Source organism: Actinomadura rupiterrae, assembly GCF_024172125.1.
Lineage (GTDB): Bacteria > Actinomycetota > Actinomycetes > Streptosporangiales > Streptosporangiaceae > Spirillospora > Spirillospora rupiterrae.
On the sequence record NZ_JAMZEA010000017.1, the window covers coordinates 42456 to 58110 of the forward strand.

18 protein-coding genes are annotated in these 15655 nt (G+C 73.8%); 11 read left to right on the forward strand and 7 right to left on the reverse strand.

Annotated elements, in window-relative coordinates; translation table 11 throughout:
- Nucleotides 1–281 precede the first annotated feature (281 nt).
- From FHU30_RS41810 to FHU30_RS41830, 5 genes are all read left to right on the forward strand, one after another.
- The gene (locus FHU30_RS41810) at nucleotides 282–1382 is read left to right on the forward strand and encodes a sodium:calcium antiporter (RefSeq protein ID WP_253883283.1); all 1101 of its coding nucleotides are present in this window, start codon (nucleotides 282–284) and stop codon (nucleotides 1380–1382) included.
- A gap of 110 nt (nucleotides 1383–1492) precedes the next feature.
- Nucleotides 1493–2113, forward strand: a complete 621-nt coding sequence (locus FHU30_RS41815) for a toxin-antitoxin system HicB family antitoxin (RefSeq protein ID WP_253883284.1) — start codon at nucleotides 1493–1495, stop codon at nucleotides 2111–2113.
- A 28-nt stretch (nucleotides 2114–2141) separates the two neighbouring features.
- On the forward strand, nucleotides 2142–3020 hold the full coding sequence (locus FHU30_RS41820) for a DUF4097 family beta strand repeat-containing protein (RefSeq protein ID WP_253883285.1): 879 nt from the start codon (nucleotides 2142–2144) through the stop codon (nucleotides 3018–3020).
- Between the two features lie 113 nt (nucleotides 3021–3133).
- Nucleotides 3134–4168 carry an ATP-binding cassette domain-containing protein gene (locus tag FHU30_RS41825; RefSeq protein WP_253883286.1) on the forward strand — a complete coding sequence of 345 codons (1035 nt, stop codon included), beginning with the start codon at nucleotides 3134–3136 and terminating at the stop codon, nucleotides 4166–4168.
- On the forward strand, nucleotides 4165–4971 hold the full coding sequence (locus FHU30_RS41830) for an ABC transporter permease (RefSeq protein WP_253883287.1): 807 nt from the start codon (nucleotides 4165–4167) through the stop codon (nucleotides 4969–4971). Before FHU30_RS41825 ends, FHU30_RS41830 begins: the two co-directional genes overlap by 4 nt.
- A 56-nt stretch (nucleotides 4972–5027) precedes the next feature.
- Here the strand turns inward: FHU30_RS41830 and FHU30_RS41835 are convergent, their stop codons facing one another.
- The 4 genes from FHU30_RS41835 to FHU30_RS41850 form a co-directional block, all read right to left on the reverse strand.
- A complete protein-coding gene (locus tag FHU30_RS41835; RefSeq protein WP_253883288.1) occupies nucleotides 5028–5636 on the reverse strand; it encodes a response regulator transcription factor in 609 nt (202 codons plus the stop codon).
- Nucleotides 5633–6787, reverse strand: a complete 1155-nt coding sequence (locus FHU30_RS41840; RefSeq protein ID WP_253883289.1) for a sensor histidine kinase — start codon at nucleotides 6785–6787, stop codon at nucleotides 5633–5635. Before FHU30_RS41840 ends, FHU30_RS41835 begins: the two co-directional genes overlap by 4 nt.
- Nucleotides 6788–6835: 48 nt before the next feature.
- Complete coding sequence (locus tag FHU30_RS41845; RefSeq protein ID WP_253883290.1) at nucleotides 6836–7261, reverse strand: hypothetical protein; 426 nt, start codon at nucleotides 7259–7261, stop codon at nucleotides 6836–6838.
- A gap of 117 nt (nucleotides 7262–7378) precedes the next feature.
- Complete coding sequence (locus FHU30_RS41850; RefSeq protein ID WP_253883291.1) at nucleotides 7379–7882, reverse strand: DUF6194 family protein; 504 nt, start codon at nucleotides 7880–7882, stop codon at nucleotides 7379–7381.
- 63 nt (nucleotides 7883–7945) lie between these two features.
- Between FHU30_RS41850 and FHU30_RS41855 the strand changes: the two genes are divergently transcribed.
- The 5 genes from FHU30_RS41855 to FHU30_RS41875 all read left to right on the forward strand — a co-directional run bounded on the left by FHU30_RS41855 (nucleotide 7946) and on the right by FHU30_RS41875 (nucleotide 12514).
- Nucleotides 7946–8671, forward strand: a complete 726-nt coding sequence (locus FHU30_RS41855) for a MerR family transcriptional regulator (protein WP_253883292.1) — start codon at nucleotides 7946–7948, stop codon at nucleotides 8669–8671.
- Between the two features lie 143 nt (nucleotides 8672–8814).
- Nucleotides 8815–9651, forward strand: coding sequence for an NAD(P)H-binding protein (locus FHU30_RS41860; protein WP_253883293.1), 837 nt, complete (start codon nucleotides 8815–8817; stop codon nucleotides 9649–9651).
- A gap of 78 nt (nucleotides 9652–9729) precedes the next feature.
- Nucleotides 9730–10908: an alanine racemase gene (gene alr, locus FHU30_RS41865; protein ID WP_253883294.1), complete on the forward strand. Its 1179-nt coding sequence runs from the start codon at nucleotides 9730–9732 to the stop codon at nucleotides 10906–10908.
- Nucleotides 10909–10934: 26 nt separating this feature from the next.
- Nucleotides 10935–11900 (forward strand): D-alanine--D-alanine ligase family protein, encoded by a 966-nt coding sequence (locus tag FHU30_RS41870; RefSeq protein ID WP_253883295.1) that lies wholly within the window; start codon nucleotides 10935–10937, stop codon nucleotides 11898–11900.
- 29 nt (nucleotides 11901–11929) lie between these two features.
- Nucleotides 11930–12514 carry a VanZ family protein gene (locus tag FHU30_RS41875; RefSeq protein WP_253883296.1) on the forward strand — a complete coding sequence of 195 codons (585 nt, stop codon included), beginning with the start codon at nucleotides 11930–11932 and terminating at the stop codon, nucleotides 12512–12514.
- Here FHU30_RS41875 and FHU30_RS41880 read toward each other — a convergent pair.
- Both FHU30_RS41880 and FHU30_RS41885 read right to left on the reverse strand, forming a co-directional pair.
- Nucleotides 12492–12710: a hypothetical protein gene (locus tag FHU30_RS41880; protein WP_253883297.1), complete on the reverse strand. Its 219-nt coding sequence runs from the start codon at nucleotides 12708–12710 to the stop codon at nucleotides 12492–12494. The genes FHU30_RS41875 and FHU30_RS41880 overlap by 23 nt on opposite strands.
- Nucleotides 12711–12829: 119 nt before the next feature.
- Nucleotides 12830–13978, reverse strand: a complete 1149-nt coding sequence (locus FHU30_RS41885; protein WP_253883298.1) for a coiled-coil domain-containing protein — start codon at nucleotides 13976–13978, stop codon at nucleotides 12830–12832.
- Between the two features lie 139 nt (nucleotides 13979–14117).
- On the opposite strand from FHU30_RS41885, the gene FHU30_RS41890 reads away from it, so the two are divergent.
- Nucleotides 14118–14621, forward strand: a complete 504-nt coding sequence (locus tag FHU30_RS41890) for an NUDIX domain-containing protein (RefSeq protein WP_253883299.1) — start codon at nucleotides 14118–14120, stop codon at nucleotides 14619–14621.
- Nucleotides 14622–14627: 6 nt separating this feature from the next.
- Here the strand turns inward: FHU30_RS41890 and FHU30_RS41895 are convergent, their stop codons facing one another.
- Nucleotides 14628–15581 carry an MFS transporter gene (locus FHU30_RS41895; protein WP_253883300.1) on the reverse strand — a complete coding sequence of 318 codons (954 nt, stop codon included), beginning with the start codon at nucleotides 15579–15581 and terminating at the stop codon, nucleotides 14628–14630.
- Nucleotides 15582–15655 lie beyond the last annotated feature (74 nt).

Here is a 15655-nt window from a genome sequence, read left to right on the forward strand (position 1 = left end):
AACGGTCGGCGGCGCGGGCCGCCCGGCGGCGGCGTCGGCGGCGGTCCGGGCGCCATGCGGTAGAGTCGCAGGCGCGAAGGGGAGTAGCCCTGCGAACCGGTCGTCGACACACTGGAGCCCCGCTCCCGGTGGCCGGGTCCGCCTAGGCGGACGGGCGAGACCTTCGATCCCTTTGTCGATGACCAGACGCGTCACCGGCCGGGATCGAGGTCTCCGCGGACGCCCCGGAGCGGCCCCCCGGCCTCGAACCCCCGGCGACGCGGGAGGAGCGGGTACCGGACGTGTGGCACTTCGTCCTGCTGATCGCCTGTGCTGTCGCGATCTATCTGTCGTGTGAATGGTTCGTCAACGCCGTCGAGTGGCTCGGCCGCCGGCTGAACGTCGGCCGGATGGCGGTCGGGACCATCCTCGCCGCCTTCGGCACCGCGCTGCCCGAGTCGGTCGTCACCCTGGTCGCCGTCACCACCGGCGACGGCGAGCGGGGCAAGGACATCGGCGTCGGCGCCGCCATGGGCGGCCCGCTGGCCCTTGCCACCGTCGCCTACGCCGTCACCGGCCTCGCCCTGCTGTGGAACCGCCGCACCCGCGCCCGCGCGCAGCTCGCCGCCGCCGTCCCGGCCCCGTCCACGGGCTCGGGTTCGCGCGCGTCCGCGGCTTCGGGAACCGTTGGCGGGACGGGGGCGGGGGAGGTGCTCACCGATCCCGCCGAGGCGGCGCGGCTGGCCAAGGACCAGCGCTGGTTCCTGGCGGTGTTCGTGGTGAAGGTCGGCCTCGGCCTGGTCGCCTTCGCCTTCAAGCCCTGGCTGGGCGTGCTGTTCTTCGCCGTCTACGCGGTCTACTTCTGGCGCGAGATGAGCGGCGGCGACGACCGCGAGGGTGACGGGCCGGTCGACGACGAGCTCGACCCGCTGAAGCTGCAGCCGCGCCGGGAGGTCCCGGCCGGTTGGGCGGTCGCCGTGCAGACTCTGGCCACGCTCGCCGTGATCTTCTTCGCTTCCCAGCTGTTCGTGCACCAGCTCGACGCGATCGGCCCGATGATCGGGCTGCCCGCCGCGGTCACCGCGCTGCTGCTGTCCCCGGTCGCGACCGAGCTGCCGGAGATCATGAACGCGGTGATCTGGGTCCGGCAGGGCAAGACCAGCCTGGCGCTGGCCAACATCTCCGGCGCGATGATGATCCAGGCGACCGTCCCGTCCGGGCTCGGCCTGCTGTTCACGCCGTGGAGGTTCGACCACGCGCTGGTCTGGTCGGGCGCGATGACCATGGTCGCGATCGTCTACCTGCTCGCGACGCTGCGCGCGCACCGGCTGACACCCGCCCGCCTGGCCTGGACGGGCGTGCTGTACCTGGTGTTCGCCGCCGGACTGGTCGTCATCCTCTGACCCGGTGACGTCAGTGGCGTCACCGCTGACGCCACACTCGGGAGGGTTTTTACCTGGCACTTTGCGGCCAGGCGTTGCGAGTGACGTCATAAGGACGTCATTATGGCGTCATGGACCTCACTCCGTATGTCGAACGCCTCCGCCGCGACCTCGCGGTGGCGGCGGAGGCGGGCGGGCCCGAGGCCCGCGCCCTGGCCGAGCGGCTCACCGCCCCGCTGGACTCCACCGCCCGGCTGGTGCTGCTGGAGGCGCTCGCCGGGGCCGCGGGCGAGATCACCACCGATCTCGCCCCCGGCTCGGTCGAGGTCCGGCTGCGCGGCCGCGACCCGGACTTCGTCGTCACCCCGCCCCCGCCCGAAGAGCCGGCCGGGGACGCCGCCCCCGCGCCGTCCGCGATGCCCGCCGAGGGGCCGCCCAGCGCCATCGCCGCCGAACCGCCCGCCGAGCCCGGCGCGGACACCGGCGCGGGTGCGGAGACCGACGAGGGCGGCACCGCGCGCATCACCCTGCGCGTCCCCGAGCACCTCAAACCACGCATCGAGGCCGCCGCCGGAAACGCCGGGCTGTCGGTCAACGCCTGGCTTGTCCGCGCCGTCGCCGCCGCCTTGGAACCGCAGCGCGGCACCGACCGCGACACCCGCCGCACCACCCGCGCGGACGAGTCGCCCGCCGGCCGCCCGTCCGCGGGCAAGCCGACGTTCGGCGCGCACGTGCGCGGCTGGGTGCGCTGACCAGACCATCCTCGGAGGAGGAGGAGCCATGCCGACCTACACCACGCCCGAACCCGTCACCGCCGAGCTGCGGCTGGCCGTCGCGACCGTCCGCGTCCGCGCGGCCGACCGTGCCGACACCGTCGTCACCGTCCGGCCCGCCGACCTGAACTCGGCCGCGAACGTGGAGTCCGCCAACCGGGTCGAGGTCGAGTACGCCGACGGGCACCTGTCGGTGTCGACCACCGAGCAGGCCACCGGCTGGCGCTCCTGGCTGAACTGGCCCGGCGAGATCGACGTCGTCCTCGACCTGCCCGCCGGATCCGACCTGGACGTCCGGACCAACGCCGCCGTCCGCTGCGAGGGACGCCTCGGCGACGTCCGGATCCGCACCGGCAACGGTAACGTCCGCGTCGAGGAGGCCGCCTCCTGCCACGCCGACACCGGCAACGGCGACGTCTGGATCGCCCGCACCACCGGGCCCGCCACCGCCGTCTCGCCCTACGGCCGCATCCGCCTCGGACGCGTCGGAGGCCCGGCCGAGGCGCGCAGCAGCAGCGGCGAGATCGCCGTCGGCGAGGCGGGCGGCGACCTGAAGGCCAAGACCGCCTACGGCGACATCACCGTCGACCTCGCCCTCGCCGGCGTCACCGCCACGACCGCCTACGGCAGCGTCCGCATCGGCGAGGCCGTGCGCGGCACCGTCACGATGGAGACCTCCGCCGGCGGCCTGGACATCGGCATCCGCCGCGGCACCGCCGCCTGGCTCGACGCCCGATCCCTCTACGGCGGCGTCCGCACCGACCTCGTCGACGACGCGTCGGGCGAACCCGCCCCCGGCGAGGACGTGCTGGAGGTCAACGCCCGCACCTCCTACGGCGACATCCACGTGCACCGCGCCGCCGACCTCGCCGACACCCCCGCCTGACCCCGGCGCTGGAACCCGGCGCTGGAACCCGGCGCCGCCCCCGCATCCAACACCCCGCATCTGGTCCGCGCGCCCGTCCTCCCGGCGGACGCGCCCGAACCGAGGGAGCCCCCATGTCCGACGCCATCGTGGCCGAGGGCCTCACCAAGAGATACGGCGACCACACCGCCCTGGACGAGCTGGACCTGACCGTCCCCGAGGGGACCGTCCTCGGCCTGCTCGGTCCGAACGGCGCCGGCAAGACCACCACCGTCCGCATCCTCACCACCCTCGTCCGCCCGGACGCCGGACGCGCAACCGTCGCCGGCCTGGACGTCGTCGCCGACGCCCGCGCGCTGCGCGCCCGCATCGGCGTGTCCGGCCAGTACGCCGCCGTGGACGACGACCTCACCGGCGCCGAGAACCTGGAGATGATCGGCCGCCTCTACCACCTCGGCCGCCGCCGCAGCCGGACCCGCGCCCGCGAGCTGCTGGAGCGCTTCGACCTCACCGCGGCCGCCGACCGCCCCCTGAAGGGCTACTCCGGCGGGATGCGCCGCCGCATCGACCTCGCCGGATCGCTGGTCGCCGAGCCGCCCGTCCTGTTCCTGGACGAGCCGACCACCGGCCTGGACCCCCGCGCCCGCGCCGCGCTCTGGGACACCATCGCCGACCTGGTCTCCGGCGGCACGACCGTGCTGCTCACCACCCAGTACATGGAGGAGGCAGACCGGCTCGCCGACCGCGTCGCGGTGCTCGACCACGGCCGCGTCATCGAGACCGGCACCGCCGACGAGCTGAAGGACCGCATCGGCGGCGACCGGATCGAGCTCACCGCGCCCGGCCCGGGCGCCGTCGAGGCGGCCTGCCGGGCGCTCGCGCCGCTGGCCTCCGGGCCCGTCCGCGCGGACGGCGCGCACGTCATGGCCCCGGTCGCCGAGGGCGCCGACTCGCTCGCCCGGGCCCTGGGGCTGCTGGACGCCGCCGGTGTCGCCGTCCGCGACGTGGGCCTGCGCCGCCCCACCCTGGACGAGGTGTTCCTGTCCCTCACCGGCCACACCGCCGACGCCCCGCCCAACCCCGACGACGGCCGCGAACCGGCCCTGGCCGCGCCGGGACGGCCGTCCGGACGCGCCGGACGCGCCGATCGAGAGGAGCACGCACGATGACCGCGCTGACCACCGCGCTCGGCGACGGCGGGACCATCGCCTGGCGCAACCTGATCAAGACCCGCCGCAACCCCGACCTCATCGGCATGGTCGTGCTGACGCCGATCATGTTCGTGCTGCTGTTCGCGTACGTCTTCGGCAACGCCATCCATATTCCCGGTATCTCCTACCGGGAGTACATGATGGCGGGGGTGTTCACCGAGACCGTCGCGTTCGGCGCGTCCCTCACCGGCTACGGCCTGGTGCTGGACCTGCAGAAGGGCATCATCGACCGGTTCCGCGGGCTGCCGATGGCGCCGTCCGCCGTGCTGGTCGGCCGCACCACCAGCGACCTGCTGGCGGGCGTCGTCAGCCTGGCCGTGATGAGCGCGATGGGACTGGTCGTCGGCTGGCGCGTGCACAGCGGACCGGCCAAGGCGCTGCTCGGGATGCTGGTGCTGCTGATGTTCACCTACGCGCTGTCGTGGGTGATGGCGACGCTGGCGCTGTCGATGCGCAGCCCCGAGGTGTTCAGCAACGCCTCCACGATGCTGATCTTCCCGCTGGCGTTCGTCGCCAACACCTTCGTCGACTCCGCGACCATGCCCGGGCCGCTGCGGTTCTTCGCCGAGTGGAACCCGGTCTCGGCCGTCACCCAGGCCGCCCGCGTGTGCTTCGGCAACGCCTCCCCGAACGTCACCCAGCACAGCCACGCCTGGGCGCTGCACCACCCGATCGTGGCGTCCGTGCTGTGGACGGCGGCGCTGCTCGCGGTGTTCGTCCCGCTGGCCACCCGCCAGTACCAGAAGGCCGTCAGCCGCTGACCGGCGGCGCGGTCACCCGCCGTCCGGGACGGCGGGATGAAGCCGGCGGTCGCGGCTCAGAGCCAGCCGCGGTCGTCGGCGACCCGCAGCGCCTCCATCCGGTTCTGGGTTCCGGTCTTCGCGATCGCCGCGGACAGATAGTTGCGGACGGTCCCTTCCGACAGGAACAGCTTGCCCGCAATCTCGGCGACGCTGGCGCCCGAGCGGGACGCGTTCAGCACGTCCCGCTCCCGCGCGGTCAGCGGGGACGCGCCCGCCGCCAGCGTCGCGGCGGCCAGCGCCGGATCCACCACCCGCTCGCCCCGCGCCACCCGGCGGATCGCATCGGCGAGCGCCTCGGCCGGAGCGTCCTTCACCACGAACCCGACCGCGCCCGCCTCCATCGCCCGGCGCAGGTACCCGGCCCGCCCGAAGGTCGTCACGATGACCACCCGGCAGTCCGGCACCCGCGCGGCCAGCACCGCGGCCGCCGCCAGCCCGTCCAGGCCCGGCATCTCCACATCCAGCAGCGCCACGTCCGGACGCTCCCGCTCGGCCGCCGCGGCGACCTCGTCCCCCCGCCCGACCTGCGCGACGACCTCGAAGTCCGGCTCCAGGTCCAGCAGGGCCGCCAGCGCGGTGCGGATCAGCTCCTGGTCATCGGCCAGCAGCAACCGCACCGTCACGACACGCCCCCCGAACCCGCACCGTGAGAACCCGCGGTGCCGGCGGTCACGCGGAGGCGCCAGCCGCGCGGCTCCGCCGGTCCGGACTCCACCCGGCCGCCCGCCGCCGCGACGCGCTCGCGCAGCCCGGTCAGGCCGCTGCCCGGCCCGGACGCGCCGCCCACACCGTCGTCCACGATCTCCACCTCCGCCGCCGACAGGGTGACCGTACAGCGGGTCGCGCGCGCGTGCCGCACCACGTTGGTCAGCCCCTCCCGGACGACCCAGCCGAACAGCTCGCGGTGCGCCGGGTCCACCACGTCCACCGCGGACGGCAGGTCGGCGGTGACGCCCGCCGCGCGCAGCAGCTCCCGGCCGCGCGCGAGCTCGCCCGGCAGCGTCACCTCGCGGTACCCCGACACCGCGGCGCGCACCTCGCCGAGCGCCTGCCGCGACAGCCGCTCCACCTCGGTGATCTCGGCGACCGCGCGGTCCGCGCCGCCCTCGGCCAGCCGCCGCGCCAGGTTGCTCTTCACCGTGATCGCGGTGAGCGAGTGCCCGAGCAGGTCGTGCAGGTCCCGGGCGATGCGGTTCCGCTCGGCGTCCGACGCCAGCCGCGCCACCTCGGCGCGCGCCTCCAGCAGCGCCTGGTTCGCGCCCGCCAGGTCGGCGTACCCGCGCACGACCAGCGCGGTGAACGCCACCATCGCCGCCTCCAGCCAGCCCGGCCCGGTGTGCCAGGGACGCACCGCCCACGGCACCAGCAGCGTCAGCGCGACGGCACCGCCCAGGACGAGCGGCAACCGGCGCGGATGCGTCAGCGCCAGGAACGACACGATGACGGCGAGGAGGTAGAACGCCTGCGTCCGCGCGAACGGCAGCTCGGCGGCGAACAGCACGGTCAGCACCGCGAGCAGCGGCCAGAAACGCCGTTCGGAATGCTGCGCGAACGCCACCGCCGCCATCGCGTAAACGACGCAGAAAGCGAGCCCGATCGCATATCCGGTGAACGCCGCCGCGCCTTTGGAGAACTGCGTCACGCCGATGAAGGAAACGAAGGGATAAACGAACATTCCGGTGGCGAGCAGCGCCCGCCGCCAGCCGAGCGCCCAGCGAAGCGGGTCGCCTCCTGGCGACCCGCTCTCCGCCGGTGCGTCCGCGGCCTGGTCCATGGTCCGCACGCTAACACCGCCGCCGCTTCCCGGGGACGTCCCGCCCGGTCATCGGGCGAAGCGGGTCCGCAGGCCGCGGCCGTTGGAGACCGCCACCACCGCGAGCAGCAGCACCCCGCAGACGCTCTGCTCGATCCGCATCCACACTGGGAACATCCCGGGCAGCGACACGATCACCACGATCGCGACCAGCATCACCGCCGACAGGATCCGCAGCCGCCGAAACGCGCCCCGCGAGCCGCGGGCGGCGCGCAGCGTCAGCGCGAACAGGATCAGCGAGCTGACCGCCACGATGCTGATGCGCACCCACACCGGCTGCGTCACCGAGGACGAGTCGCGGTAGGCGACCAGACCGGCGAAGGTGAGGACGCTGACGGTCGCATAGAGGCCCACGAGCGCCTTCAACCGGCGAAAGGCGATCACGTGGTTCGGGTCGTCCATTCCGTTCGCGGTTCCTGCTGCTTTGTTCGTCATGGCTCAATGGTGCTTCCGGCGCCTCCACCGGGCCCAGTGAGTTCATCCACCACCGGCCGATGACATTTGTCATGGGGACCGCGACGCGGCGCCGGCAGAGCTTTGCCGCAGTGACGGCTAGCGCTCGGCGGCCGCGCGGCGCTCGTACCGGTTCTTCGCCAGCTCGTGGGCGCGTCGCAGCAGGTCACGGACCGCCGTCCCGGTGCGCGGCCCCGGCTCGACCACCGCCAACCAGGCCTGCGCCCCGTAGACCGGATGCGCGATCAGAACGTCGGTCGCCGCCGCGCGCGCCCCATCGGTCGCCGCATCGGTCGCCGCATCAGGCGCCGCCGCGGGCGCGCCCGGCCCATGACCGAGGCGGCGGACGAACTCGTCCCGGCCCGCCGCGATGTTCACCCGGAAGGCGCCCGGACGGTCCAGGCCGGACGTCTCGTCACCGGGGTAGTTCTTGGTCACGATCGTCGCGAACGGCTGGGTCGCGGTGGGAACGGCGCCGTCGGGGGAGTAGTAGAAGAAGGCGTCACCCCAGGCGAGCTCCGGCGTCCCGTCACCGGGACCCGGCCGCAGGGTGAGGACGCCGCCGAGGGCGTCCACGAAGGCGATGATCTCGTCCATGCTCATGCCTTCAAGCGTTACATTGAAGTGCTAGTGGAGACGTGACAGGGAAGGCGGGGAGGTCAGGGCGTGCCAAGTCTCAACTCGGCGGCGATGCGGACCGGTGCCGTCGCCGAGCGCACGGGGTACTCGGTGCAGCAGATCCGCAACCTGGAGCGGGACGGGGTGCTGCCGCCGGCGGTGCGTTCCGCCTCGGGCTACCGCTCCTATGGCGACGTCCATGTCCGGTCGGCGCTGGCCTACCGCGCGCTGGCCGCCGCGGTCGGGCCGGTCGAGGCGAAGGAGATCGTCCGGGCCGTCCACCGTCCGCCCGCCGACCGGATGCTGGCGCTGCTGGACGCGGCGCACGCCCGCCTGGACGCCGAGCGCCGGGCGCTGCACGAAGCCGAGGCGGCCGTGCGGACGATCTCCGGCGAGCCGATCGCCGACGTCCGCGGCACCGACGCGATGACCGTCTCCGAACTGGCCGCCGCGCTGGGCGTCCGCTCCTCGACGCTGCGGCACTGGGACGCCGAGGGCCTGGTCGTCCCCGACCGGACCACCGCGCAGGGGACGCGCCGGTACACCCCGTCGCAGGTGCGGGACGCGCGGATCGTGCAACAGTTGCGGGCGGCCGGATACCGCATCGAACCGCTGCGCGGCCTCATGCCCGAACTGCGCCGCGGCGGCCGCCTGGAGGACGTCGCCGAAGCGCTCACCGCACGCGGCGCCGACCTGACCCGCAGATCAAGGGCCCTGCTGGACGGCGCCGCCGCCCTCAGCGCCGTCCTGGCGCGGACACCGGAGGCTCGCTGATCCCGGAACCGCTCCGACCAGGCAGGACACCGAGCCATGCGACAAGCGAAGGACGCGATCGTGACCTCGACACACGACGGCAGGCACCCGGACGGCGAGCACTCCGACGCCAGGCAGGCGGCTCCGGCGATGGAGGCGGGCAGATGATCCTGGTGACAGGCGCCACGGGGAACGTGGGCGGCGAGGTCGCCCGGGCGTTGGCGTCCGCCGGCGCCGGCGTCCGCGCCCTGGTCCGGAACGGCGAGTCGGAGCGCCTCCCGGCGGGCGTCGAGGCGGTGGCCGGCGACCTGAACGACCCCGCGACCTTCGCCGCCGCGGTGAACCGGGCGACCGGCCTGTTCCTGCTGCCCGGCTTCGACCGCACCGCGGAACTGCTGGCCGAGGCCGCGGTCGCCGGCGTCGAACGCGTGGTGCTGCTGTCCGGGCCGTCTGCCGGTTCGGGCGACCTCAACAACGCCGTGACCCGCTCCATGGTCGAGTCCGAGACCCTCGCGCGCGCGTGCGGGCTGGAGTGGACGATCCTGCGCCCGAGCGGCTTCATGTCCAACACCCTGGAGTGGGTCGCGCAGCTGGCCGCCGGTGACGTCGTCCGCGCGCCGTTCGCGAGGGCCCCGATCGCGAGCATCGACCCGGCCGATATCGGCGCGGTCGCCGCCCTGGCCCTGCTGGCGGACGGTCACCGGGAACGCGTCCACCGGCTGACCGGCCCCGAGGCGCTGCTGCCCGCCGACCGCCTGCGGATTCTGGCCGAAGTCCTCGGCCGCGACCTGCGCTTCGAGGCGCAGGCCGACGACGAGGCGCGCGCCGAGCTGTCCCACACCATGCCGCCCGAGTACGTCGAGGCCTACTTCGACTTCTACGTCACCGGCTCCCTGGACGACTCGCAGGTCAACACCACCGTCGAGGACCTCACCGGCCGTCCGGCCCGCACGTTCGAACAATGGGCCGCCGCCCACGCCGAGGCGTTCGCGCGCAACTGACCAGCACCTACCGGGTTATCGCGGACGTATCGGAAAACGCATACGCCACCGCAACCGGCCCCGGTGTGCAGTGGACCCATGGACCACAGCACGCTGCGAAACCGCACGGCCGAGTGTCCCGGCGACGCTCCGGGGGAGCGGGCGCCGACCGCATCTCGGCCCGGCGTCCTGCCTGCGCCGACCCTGCAGACGCTGCCGGTGGCCGTGACCGCGAACGTGGCCCGAATCCGCGCCCGGACCCAGAGCATGATCATGGCCGTGGTCAAGGCGGGCGGCTACGGGCACGGCGCCGTGACGGTCGCGCGCGCGGCCGTCGCCGCCGGCGCCGGATGGCTCGGGACCACGAGCGTCGCCGAAGCGTCGGTGCTGCGCGCGGCCGGGCTGTCGGTGCCGATCCTCACCTGGCTGCACCCCTCGGGCATCGACGCCGAAGCGGCCGCGGCCGCCGGGGTCGACGTCGCGGTCGGGTCGCCCGACGAGCTCGACGCGCTGCTCGCCCAGCCCTCCCCGCCCGTCCGGGTCCACCTGCACCTGGACACGGGCATGTCCCGCGGCGGCTGCCCGCGCGAACGCTGGGACGACCTGATCGACCTCGCCCGGCGCGGCCAAGAGGCGGGCAGGATCCGCGTCGCGGGACTCATGGGCCACCTTCCCCTCGCCGACCGGGCCGACCCCGAGGCGAACGCCCCGGCGGTCGCGGCTATGCAGCTGGCGCGCCAGACCGTCCAGGCCGCGGGGCTCGGCTCGCCGCTCACGCACCTGGCGTCCACGTCCGGGGCGCTGACCGATCCCGCGACCCATTTCGACATGGTCCGCGTCGGGGCGGGCCTGGTCGGCATCGACCCGTCCGGGACGGTCGCGATGCACGGCGCGTCCCGGCTGACCGCCCCGATCGTCCACACGACGGCGGTCCCGGCGGGCACGCCCGTCGGCTACGACGGCACCTACGTCACCGGCCGGACGACCCATCTGAGCGTCCTGCCCGTCGGGTACGCCGACGGCATCCCCCGCGAGTGCTCGCCCGAGGCGGGCGTGGAGGTCCGCGGCCGCCGCTTCCCGGTCGCCGGGCGCGTCTCGATGGACCAGATCGTCATCGACACCGGCGCCGCGTCCTTCCCGGTCGGCACGTCCGCGACCGTGTTCGGCCCCGGCGGGGGAGCGGTGCCGAGCGTCCACGACTGGGCCCGCTGGGCCGGGACGATCCCGCACACCATCGTCAGCGGCATCGGGCCGCGCGTGACAAGGAGCATCGCGTGACCAGCAGTCGCGACAAGGAGCTTCGCGTGAGCAGGAGTAGGACCCGGCGCGTCGTGGTGATCGGCGGCGGCGCCAACGCCGAGCACGAGGTCGCGCTGGCCGGTGCGACGGGAGTCGCCAAGGCCCTGTGCTCGACCGGTTTCGAGGTGGACGAGCTGACCATCGGCCGCGACGGCGTCTGGCGGCAGGGATCGGGAGCGCTCGGAGCCCGTCCCGCCGACTCCCTCGCGGCCGCGTTGAGCATCATCGAACGCGCCGACGCCGTCTTCCCCGTCGTCCACGGCCCCAACGGCGAGGATGGAACCCTCGCCGCGCTGTGCGCTCTCGCCAGCGTCCCGGTGGTCGGCTCGGGCGTCCGCGCGGGCGCGATCGGGATGGACAAATGGATGACGAAACTGGTGGCGCAGGCCGTGGGGATCGCCACCGCGCCCGGACGCCTGATCACCGGCATCGCCGACGTCCGGTTCGAGTCGCAGGTGGCGGTGAAGCCGGTCTCGGCCGGGTCGAGCTACGGCGTCGCCGTCGCCCGCGACGCGGACGAACTCCGCGCGGCGCTGGCCGACGCGGCGCGTTACGACGACCGGATCCTGGTCGAGGACGTCATCGCCGGACGGGAGATCGACGTCGCCGTCCTCCAGGAGGCCGACGGCCACACCTGGGCCGCGCCGGCGCTGGAGATCCACGCCGACGGGCTGTTCGACACCCGGACCAAGTACGACGGCTCGGCCCGCTTCACCGTCCCGGCCGTCCTCACCGACGCGGACCGGACCGCGCTGACCGATGCCGCCCTGCGGCTGTTCGACGCCCTCGGCTGCGCCGGGCTCGCCCGCATCGACTTCTTCCTCACCGAGGACGGTCCGGTCCTCAACGAGGTGAACACCATGCCCGGGATGACTCCCGAGTCCCAGGTGCCGAAGATGTTCGCGGCGGCCGGCGTCCCCTACGAGCAGCTGATCGCGCGCCTCGTGGACACCGCCGCGATCCCCGGATGACCTTTGCGATCGGACGAAGTGGAAGCCCCATGCTGCTCAGGAACTGGTACGACCTGTTCGGGACGTTCACCGGCGTCGTGTTGCTCACGCTGGCCGCGCTGCCGGTGGCCGTGCTGGCGGTCTGGGCTCTGTCGCGCCGCCGCATCGCCCTGGGCGGCACGCTCGCGGGATCGTGGCTCACGTCGCTGAGCGAGATCGGCCTGGTCTACGGGACGGTTCCGCCGGTCTGGCTGACCCTGCTGCCGGGCGGCCCGTCCGAGACCGACCCGCACCGGGTGAGCCTGGTCCCGTTCCACGACATGTCCATGATCATCGCGGCCGGTCCGATGACGGCGGCCGGGCAGATCGGCGGCAACCTGCTGGTCTTCGCCTCGCTGGGGTTCTTCGGGCCGCTGCGGTTCCCCGCGCTGGCGTCGGTGCCGCGGATCCTCGCGTTGGCGGCGACGTGCTCGACCACGGTCGAGACCGCCCAGTACGTCCTGCGCCTGGACCGGGTCGCTTCGGTGGACGACGTCCTGCTCAACACCGCCGGCGCGGGCCTGGCTGCCCTGGCATCGCTCCCCCTGCGGCACGTCACCGCCGCGCCCGCGCTCAGCGGGGCTGGCCCTCGTTGACCCACTGCCGGAACAGGTCGACCTTCGATTTCGGCCACGGCCCGTCGCACGGCATCTTGCCGTCGGCGAGCGCGGCGAGGATGGCCTGGGCGTTGTCACTGACGTCGTCGTAGTCGCTGAGGTCGAACGACTGGCTCATCGACTCGACGTCCTTCTCGCGGAACAGCGGCCGAATGTCGCTGGCAAAGCTGGTCAAGGTGTCCCCCTCGGGTCGGCCGGACGCGGCGGCGCGCGTCACCCGTCGCCGCACGATCCAGCCGATTCCTCGCCCACCCGCCCTAAAGCCAAGCGTCACACCCGTCCAAGAACACCCAATTAACCAGCGCTGGGCGCGCTGTCACTCGGCTTGCCCATTTCTGCCTGCTCCTGCAGGGCTTGGGCGCGGGCTTCGGCGGTGACCGCGCGCTCGCGCATCCGGTCGGCGTCGGCGCGGGCCGCGTCGCGTTCGGCGCCGAGCACCTCAAGCCGGGCCAGCGCCTGATGCAGCTGCTGCCGGATCTCATCTCCGGCTTCCTGCTGAGCGCTGATCCGCTCCTGCAACTTCTCGGCGGCCTGCTCCGCCCGCCCGGCTCGCGCCGCCTCGGCGGCCGTGGCGCGCTCGGCGGCCGCCACCACCTGCCCGGCCCGCTCCTCGGCCGCGCTGACCAGCCGCGCCGCCTGCTGCTCGGCGGCCGCGACCCGATCGGCCGCCTCCCGCCTGGTGCGTTCGAGCGTGTCGGCGACCGCCCGCGCTTCGGCCTGCACGGTCGCCACCTCGGCGCGACAGGCGGCGAGGTCGTCCTGAAGCCGCTGCCGGGCCGACCGCTCGTCCGCCAGCTGCCCGCCGGCCGCCTCCAGCCGTTCGGCCAGCGACGCCTCGGCCTGCTTGGCCAGCTGCGCCGTCCGCTCGGCCGCCTCCCGCGCCTGCCGGTGCGCCGCGACGGTCTCGCTCGCCTGCCGCTGCACCTGCTCCGCCTGCTCACGCGCAGTGCGCGCGTCCTCCTCGGCCCGGCGCCGCGCTTCCTCGGCCTCGCTGGCCTGCCGCTCCGACCGGACGGACCGCTCCTCGGCGTCCGCGGCCTGCTCTTCTGCGACCGCGACCCGCTGCCCCGCCTCGGCCACCTCCTCGCGCGCGGCGAGGATCTCCTGCCGAGTGTTCCGCTCGATGCTCCCCAGCGCCTCCAGCACGGAGTTCAACGCGGTGGCGAGCTCGCTCATCGCCGGAGCCGACTCCTCCGCGACCGCCACCACCAGCGCCAGCGGATCGGCGATCGCCGACGCGAGCCGCGCGTCCCGCTCGGCCGCCGCCTGCTCCTTGCACGTGGCGGGCGGGGGACAGTACAGCCGCCGCCGCCCGCCCTTGCCCTTCCCGTCACTGCGCCGCGCCGGCGCGGGCAGCGCCCGCCGGCACACCTTGCACCGCCCGAACGCCGCCTCCACGTCGTCCGCCGTCCCCTCACCCGCCGCACCCCGCACCTCAACCATGCCCGAACCCTAACACCAACCATTCCGCAAAACCCGAAACCAGTTACGCGTTCCATGAAACAAAACTCGCCACCTCCACACGAGTGAATGAGAATCACCGTTATCAACCACCAGCACACCTGAGAGGTCCGGATCGCGCATGCCAGGTGAATCCCCGATCGAGCCGCTTGCCGTTGACCGCCACGGCAACGTTCTGGTCGCGTTCAGCCGCGCTGCCGAAGGTGCTCCGCCGGAGGACGCACCCCTGCCGCTCGCACTGGTGGCCCTGTGGCGCGGCGACTCGGTTCTGCTGGTCTTCGACAGGCGACGGCAGGGGTGGGAGCTGCCCGGAGGAATCATCGAAACGGGGGAGAGTCCGCGCGAAGCCGCTTCACGCGAGCTGCTGGAAGAGACCGGGCAGACGGCCGACGGCCCCCTGGAGTTCGCCGGCTACGCCAAGTTCCTCCTTCAACCCGATCAGCGGGTGGAGTACGGGGCGCTGTTCACCGGCAACCTCGCCCATCCCGAACCCTTCCGGGACAACAACGAGGTCGCGGCTTTCCGCTGGTGGGACCCCACAGGCCCACTGCCGGAAGGCACGGCCTCACTCGACCTGCACCTTGCCCGCCTGGTGATGCCCCGCGGCCTTGCTGATGGAACCTGAGCCGTGTCATGAGCGTGCCGCCTTCCGCAGGCGCAGGATGGGGACGAGGGTCAGGACGGCGCTTGCGGCGAGGAGTGCGAAAGCGAGGCGGAAGTCGCCCGTGGCGTCGCGCAGCAGGCCGACGAGCATGGGGGCCAGCGCGGCGCAGCCGTAGCCGACGAAGAACGCCATCGCGCTGATCCGGCCCGCCTCGGCGGAGTGCCGGCTGACCACGACCGGGACGGTCAGCACCAGCGTGAACAGGCCGCCGTGCCCGACGCCCAGGGCGAGGATCCACAGCCAGGTCGCGGTCCCGGGTGCGAGGGCCAGGCCGGCGAAGCCGAGCGAGGTGAGCGCCGCCGTCGAGGCGAGACCCACGCGGATGTCGCGCCGCTCGCCGAGCAGTGCCGGGACGGCGAGCATCGCCACGACCTGGATGGAGATCATCACGGTGAGCAGGCCGCCGGCGCCGGTGCCGCGCCCGTTCTCCTGGAGCAGGGGCACCACCCAGGCCAGTTCGCAGTAGTAGAGGGCGGAGTTGACCGCCGACAGCGCGGTCACCCGCCAGGCCAGACCGCTCCGCCACGGCAGTCCCGTGGTGAGCGGGCCAGCGGGGGCGGCCACCTCGTCCAGTGCCAGGGAGCGCCGCGACGCCGTCCACGCCACCGCCCCGGCCAGCGCGAGCACCGACCAGGAGGCCAGCGCCCCGGGCCAGGAGCCGAGGAAGTCGGCCAGCGGCGCGCTGACCCCGGCCGCGACGGCGCCGCCGGCGCCGAGCCCGGTGGTGTAGACGCCGGTGGCCAGACCCGCCCGGTCGGCGAAGCGGCTCTTGACGACGGCGGGCAGCAGCGTCTGGGCGATGGCGATCCCGGCGCCGACGACCGCCGCGCAGCTCAGCTGCAGCCAGGTGGATCCGCCGATGAGGCGAGCCGCGGTGGCCGCGGCGATGACGACCAGGCCGAGGAGGGGTCCCGGTAGCAATCGCCGAAAATCCAACGGATATAGGCCTGAACTGCGTTTCTTCGGGTTCTGCTGACTGGGGTTGATCTCCGCCG

Bases quoted from the DNA above. Each gene is read 5' to 3' on its own strand.
- FHU30_RS41825 (WP_253883286.1), top strand. From the start codon at position 3,134: ATGTCCGACGCCATCGTGGCCGAGGGCCTCACCAAGAGATACGGCGAC.
- alr (WP_253883294.1), top strand. From the start codon at position 9,730: ATGGACCACAGCACGCTGCGAAACCGCACGGCCGAGTGTCCCGGCGAC.
- FHU30_RS41875 (WP_253883296.1), top strand. From the start codon at position 11,930: ATGCTGCTCAGGAACTGGTACGACCTGTTCGGGACGTTCACCGGCGTC.
- FHU30_RS41860 (WP_253883293.1), top strand. From the start codon at position 8,815: ATGATCCTGGTGACAGGCGCCACGGGGAACGTGGGCGGCGAGGTCGCC.
- FHU30_RS41845 (WP_253883290.1), bottom strand. From the start codon at position 7,261: ATGACGAACAAAGCAGCAGGAACCGCGAACGGAATGGACGACCCGAAC.
- FHU30_RS41820 (WP_253883285.1), top strand. From the start codon at position 2,142: ATGCCGACCTACACCACGCCCGAACCCGTCACCGCCGAGCTGCGGCTG.
- FHU30_RS41840 (WP_253883289.1), bottom strand. From the start codon at position 6,787: ATGGACCAGGCCGCGGACGCACCGGCGGAGAGCGGGTCGCCAGGAGGC.
- FHU30_RS41890 (WP_253883299.1), top strand. From the start codon at position 14,118: ATGCCAGGTGAATCCCCGATCGAGCCGCTTGCCGTTGACCGCCACGGC.
- FHU30_RS41830 (WP_253883287.1), top strand. From the start codon at position 4,165: ATGACCGCGCTGACCACCGCGCTCGGCGACGGCGGGACCATCGCCTGG.
- FHU30_RS41885 (WP_253883298.1), bottom strand. From the start codon at position 13,978: ATGGTTGAGGTGCGGGGTGCGGCGGGTGAGGGGACGGCGGACGACGTG.
- FHU30_RS41850 (WP_253883291.1), bottom strand. From the start codon at position 7,882: ATGAGCATGGACGAGATCATCGCCTTCGTGGACGCCCTCGGCGGCGTC.
- FHU30_RS41815 (WP_253883284.1), top strand. From the start codon at position 1,493: ATGGACCTCACTCCGTATGTCGAACGCCTCCGCCGCGACCTCGCGGTG.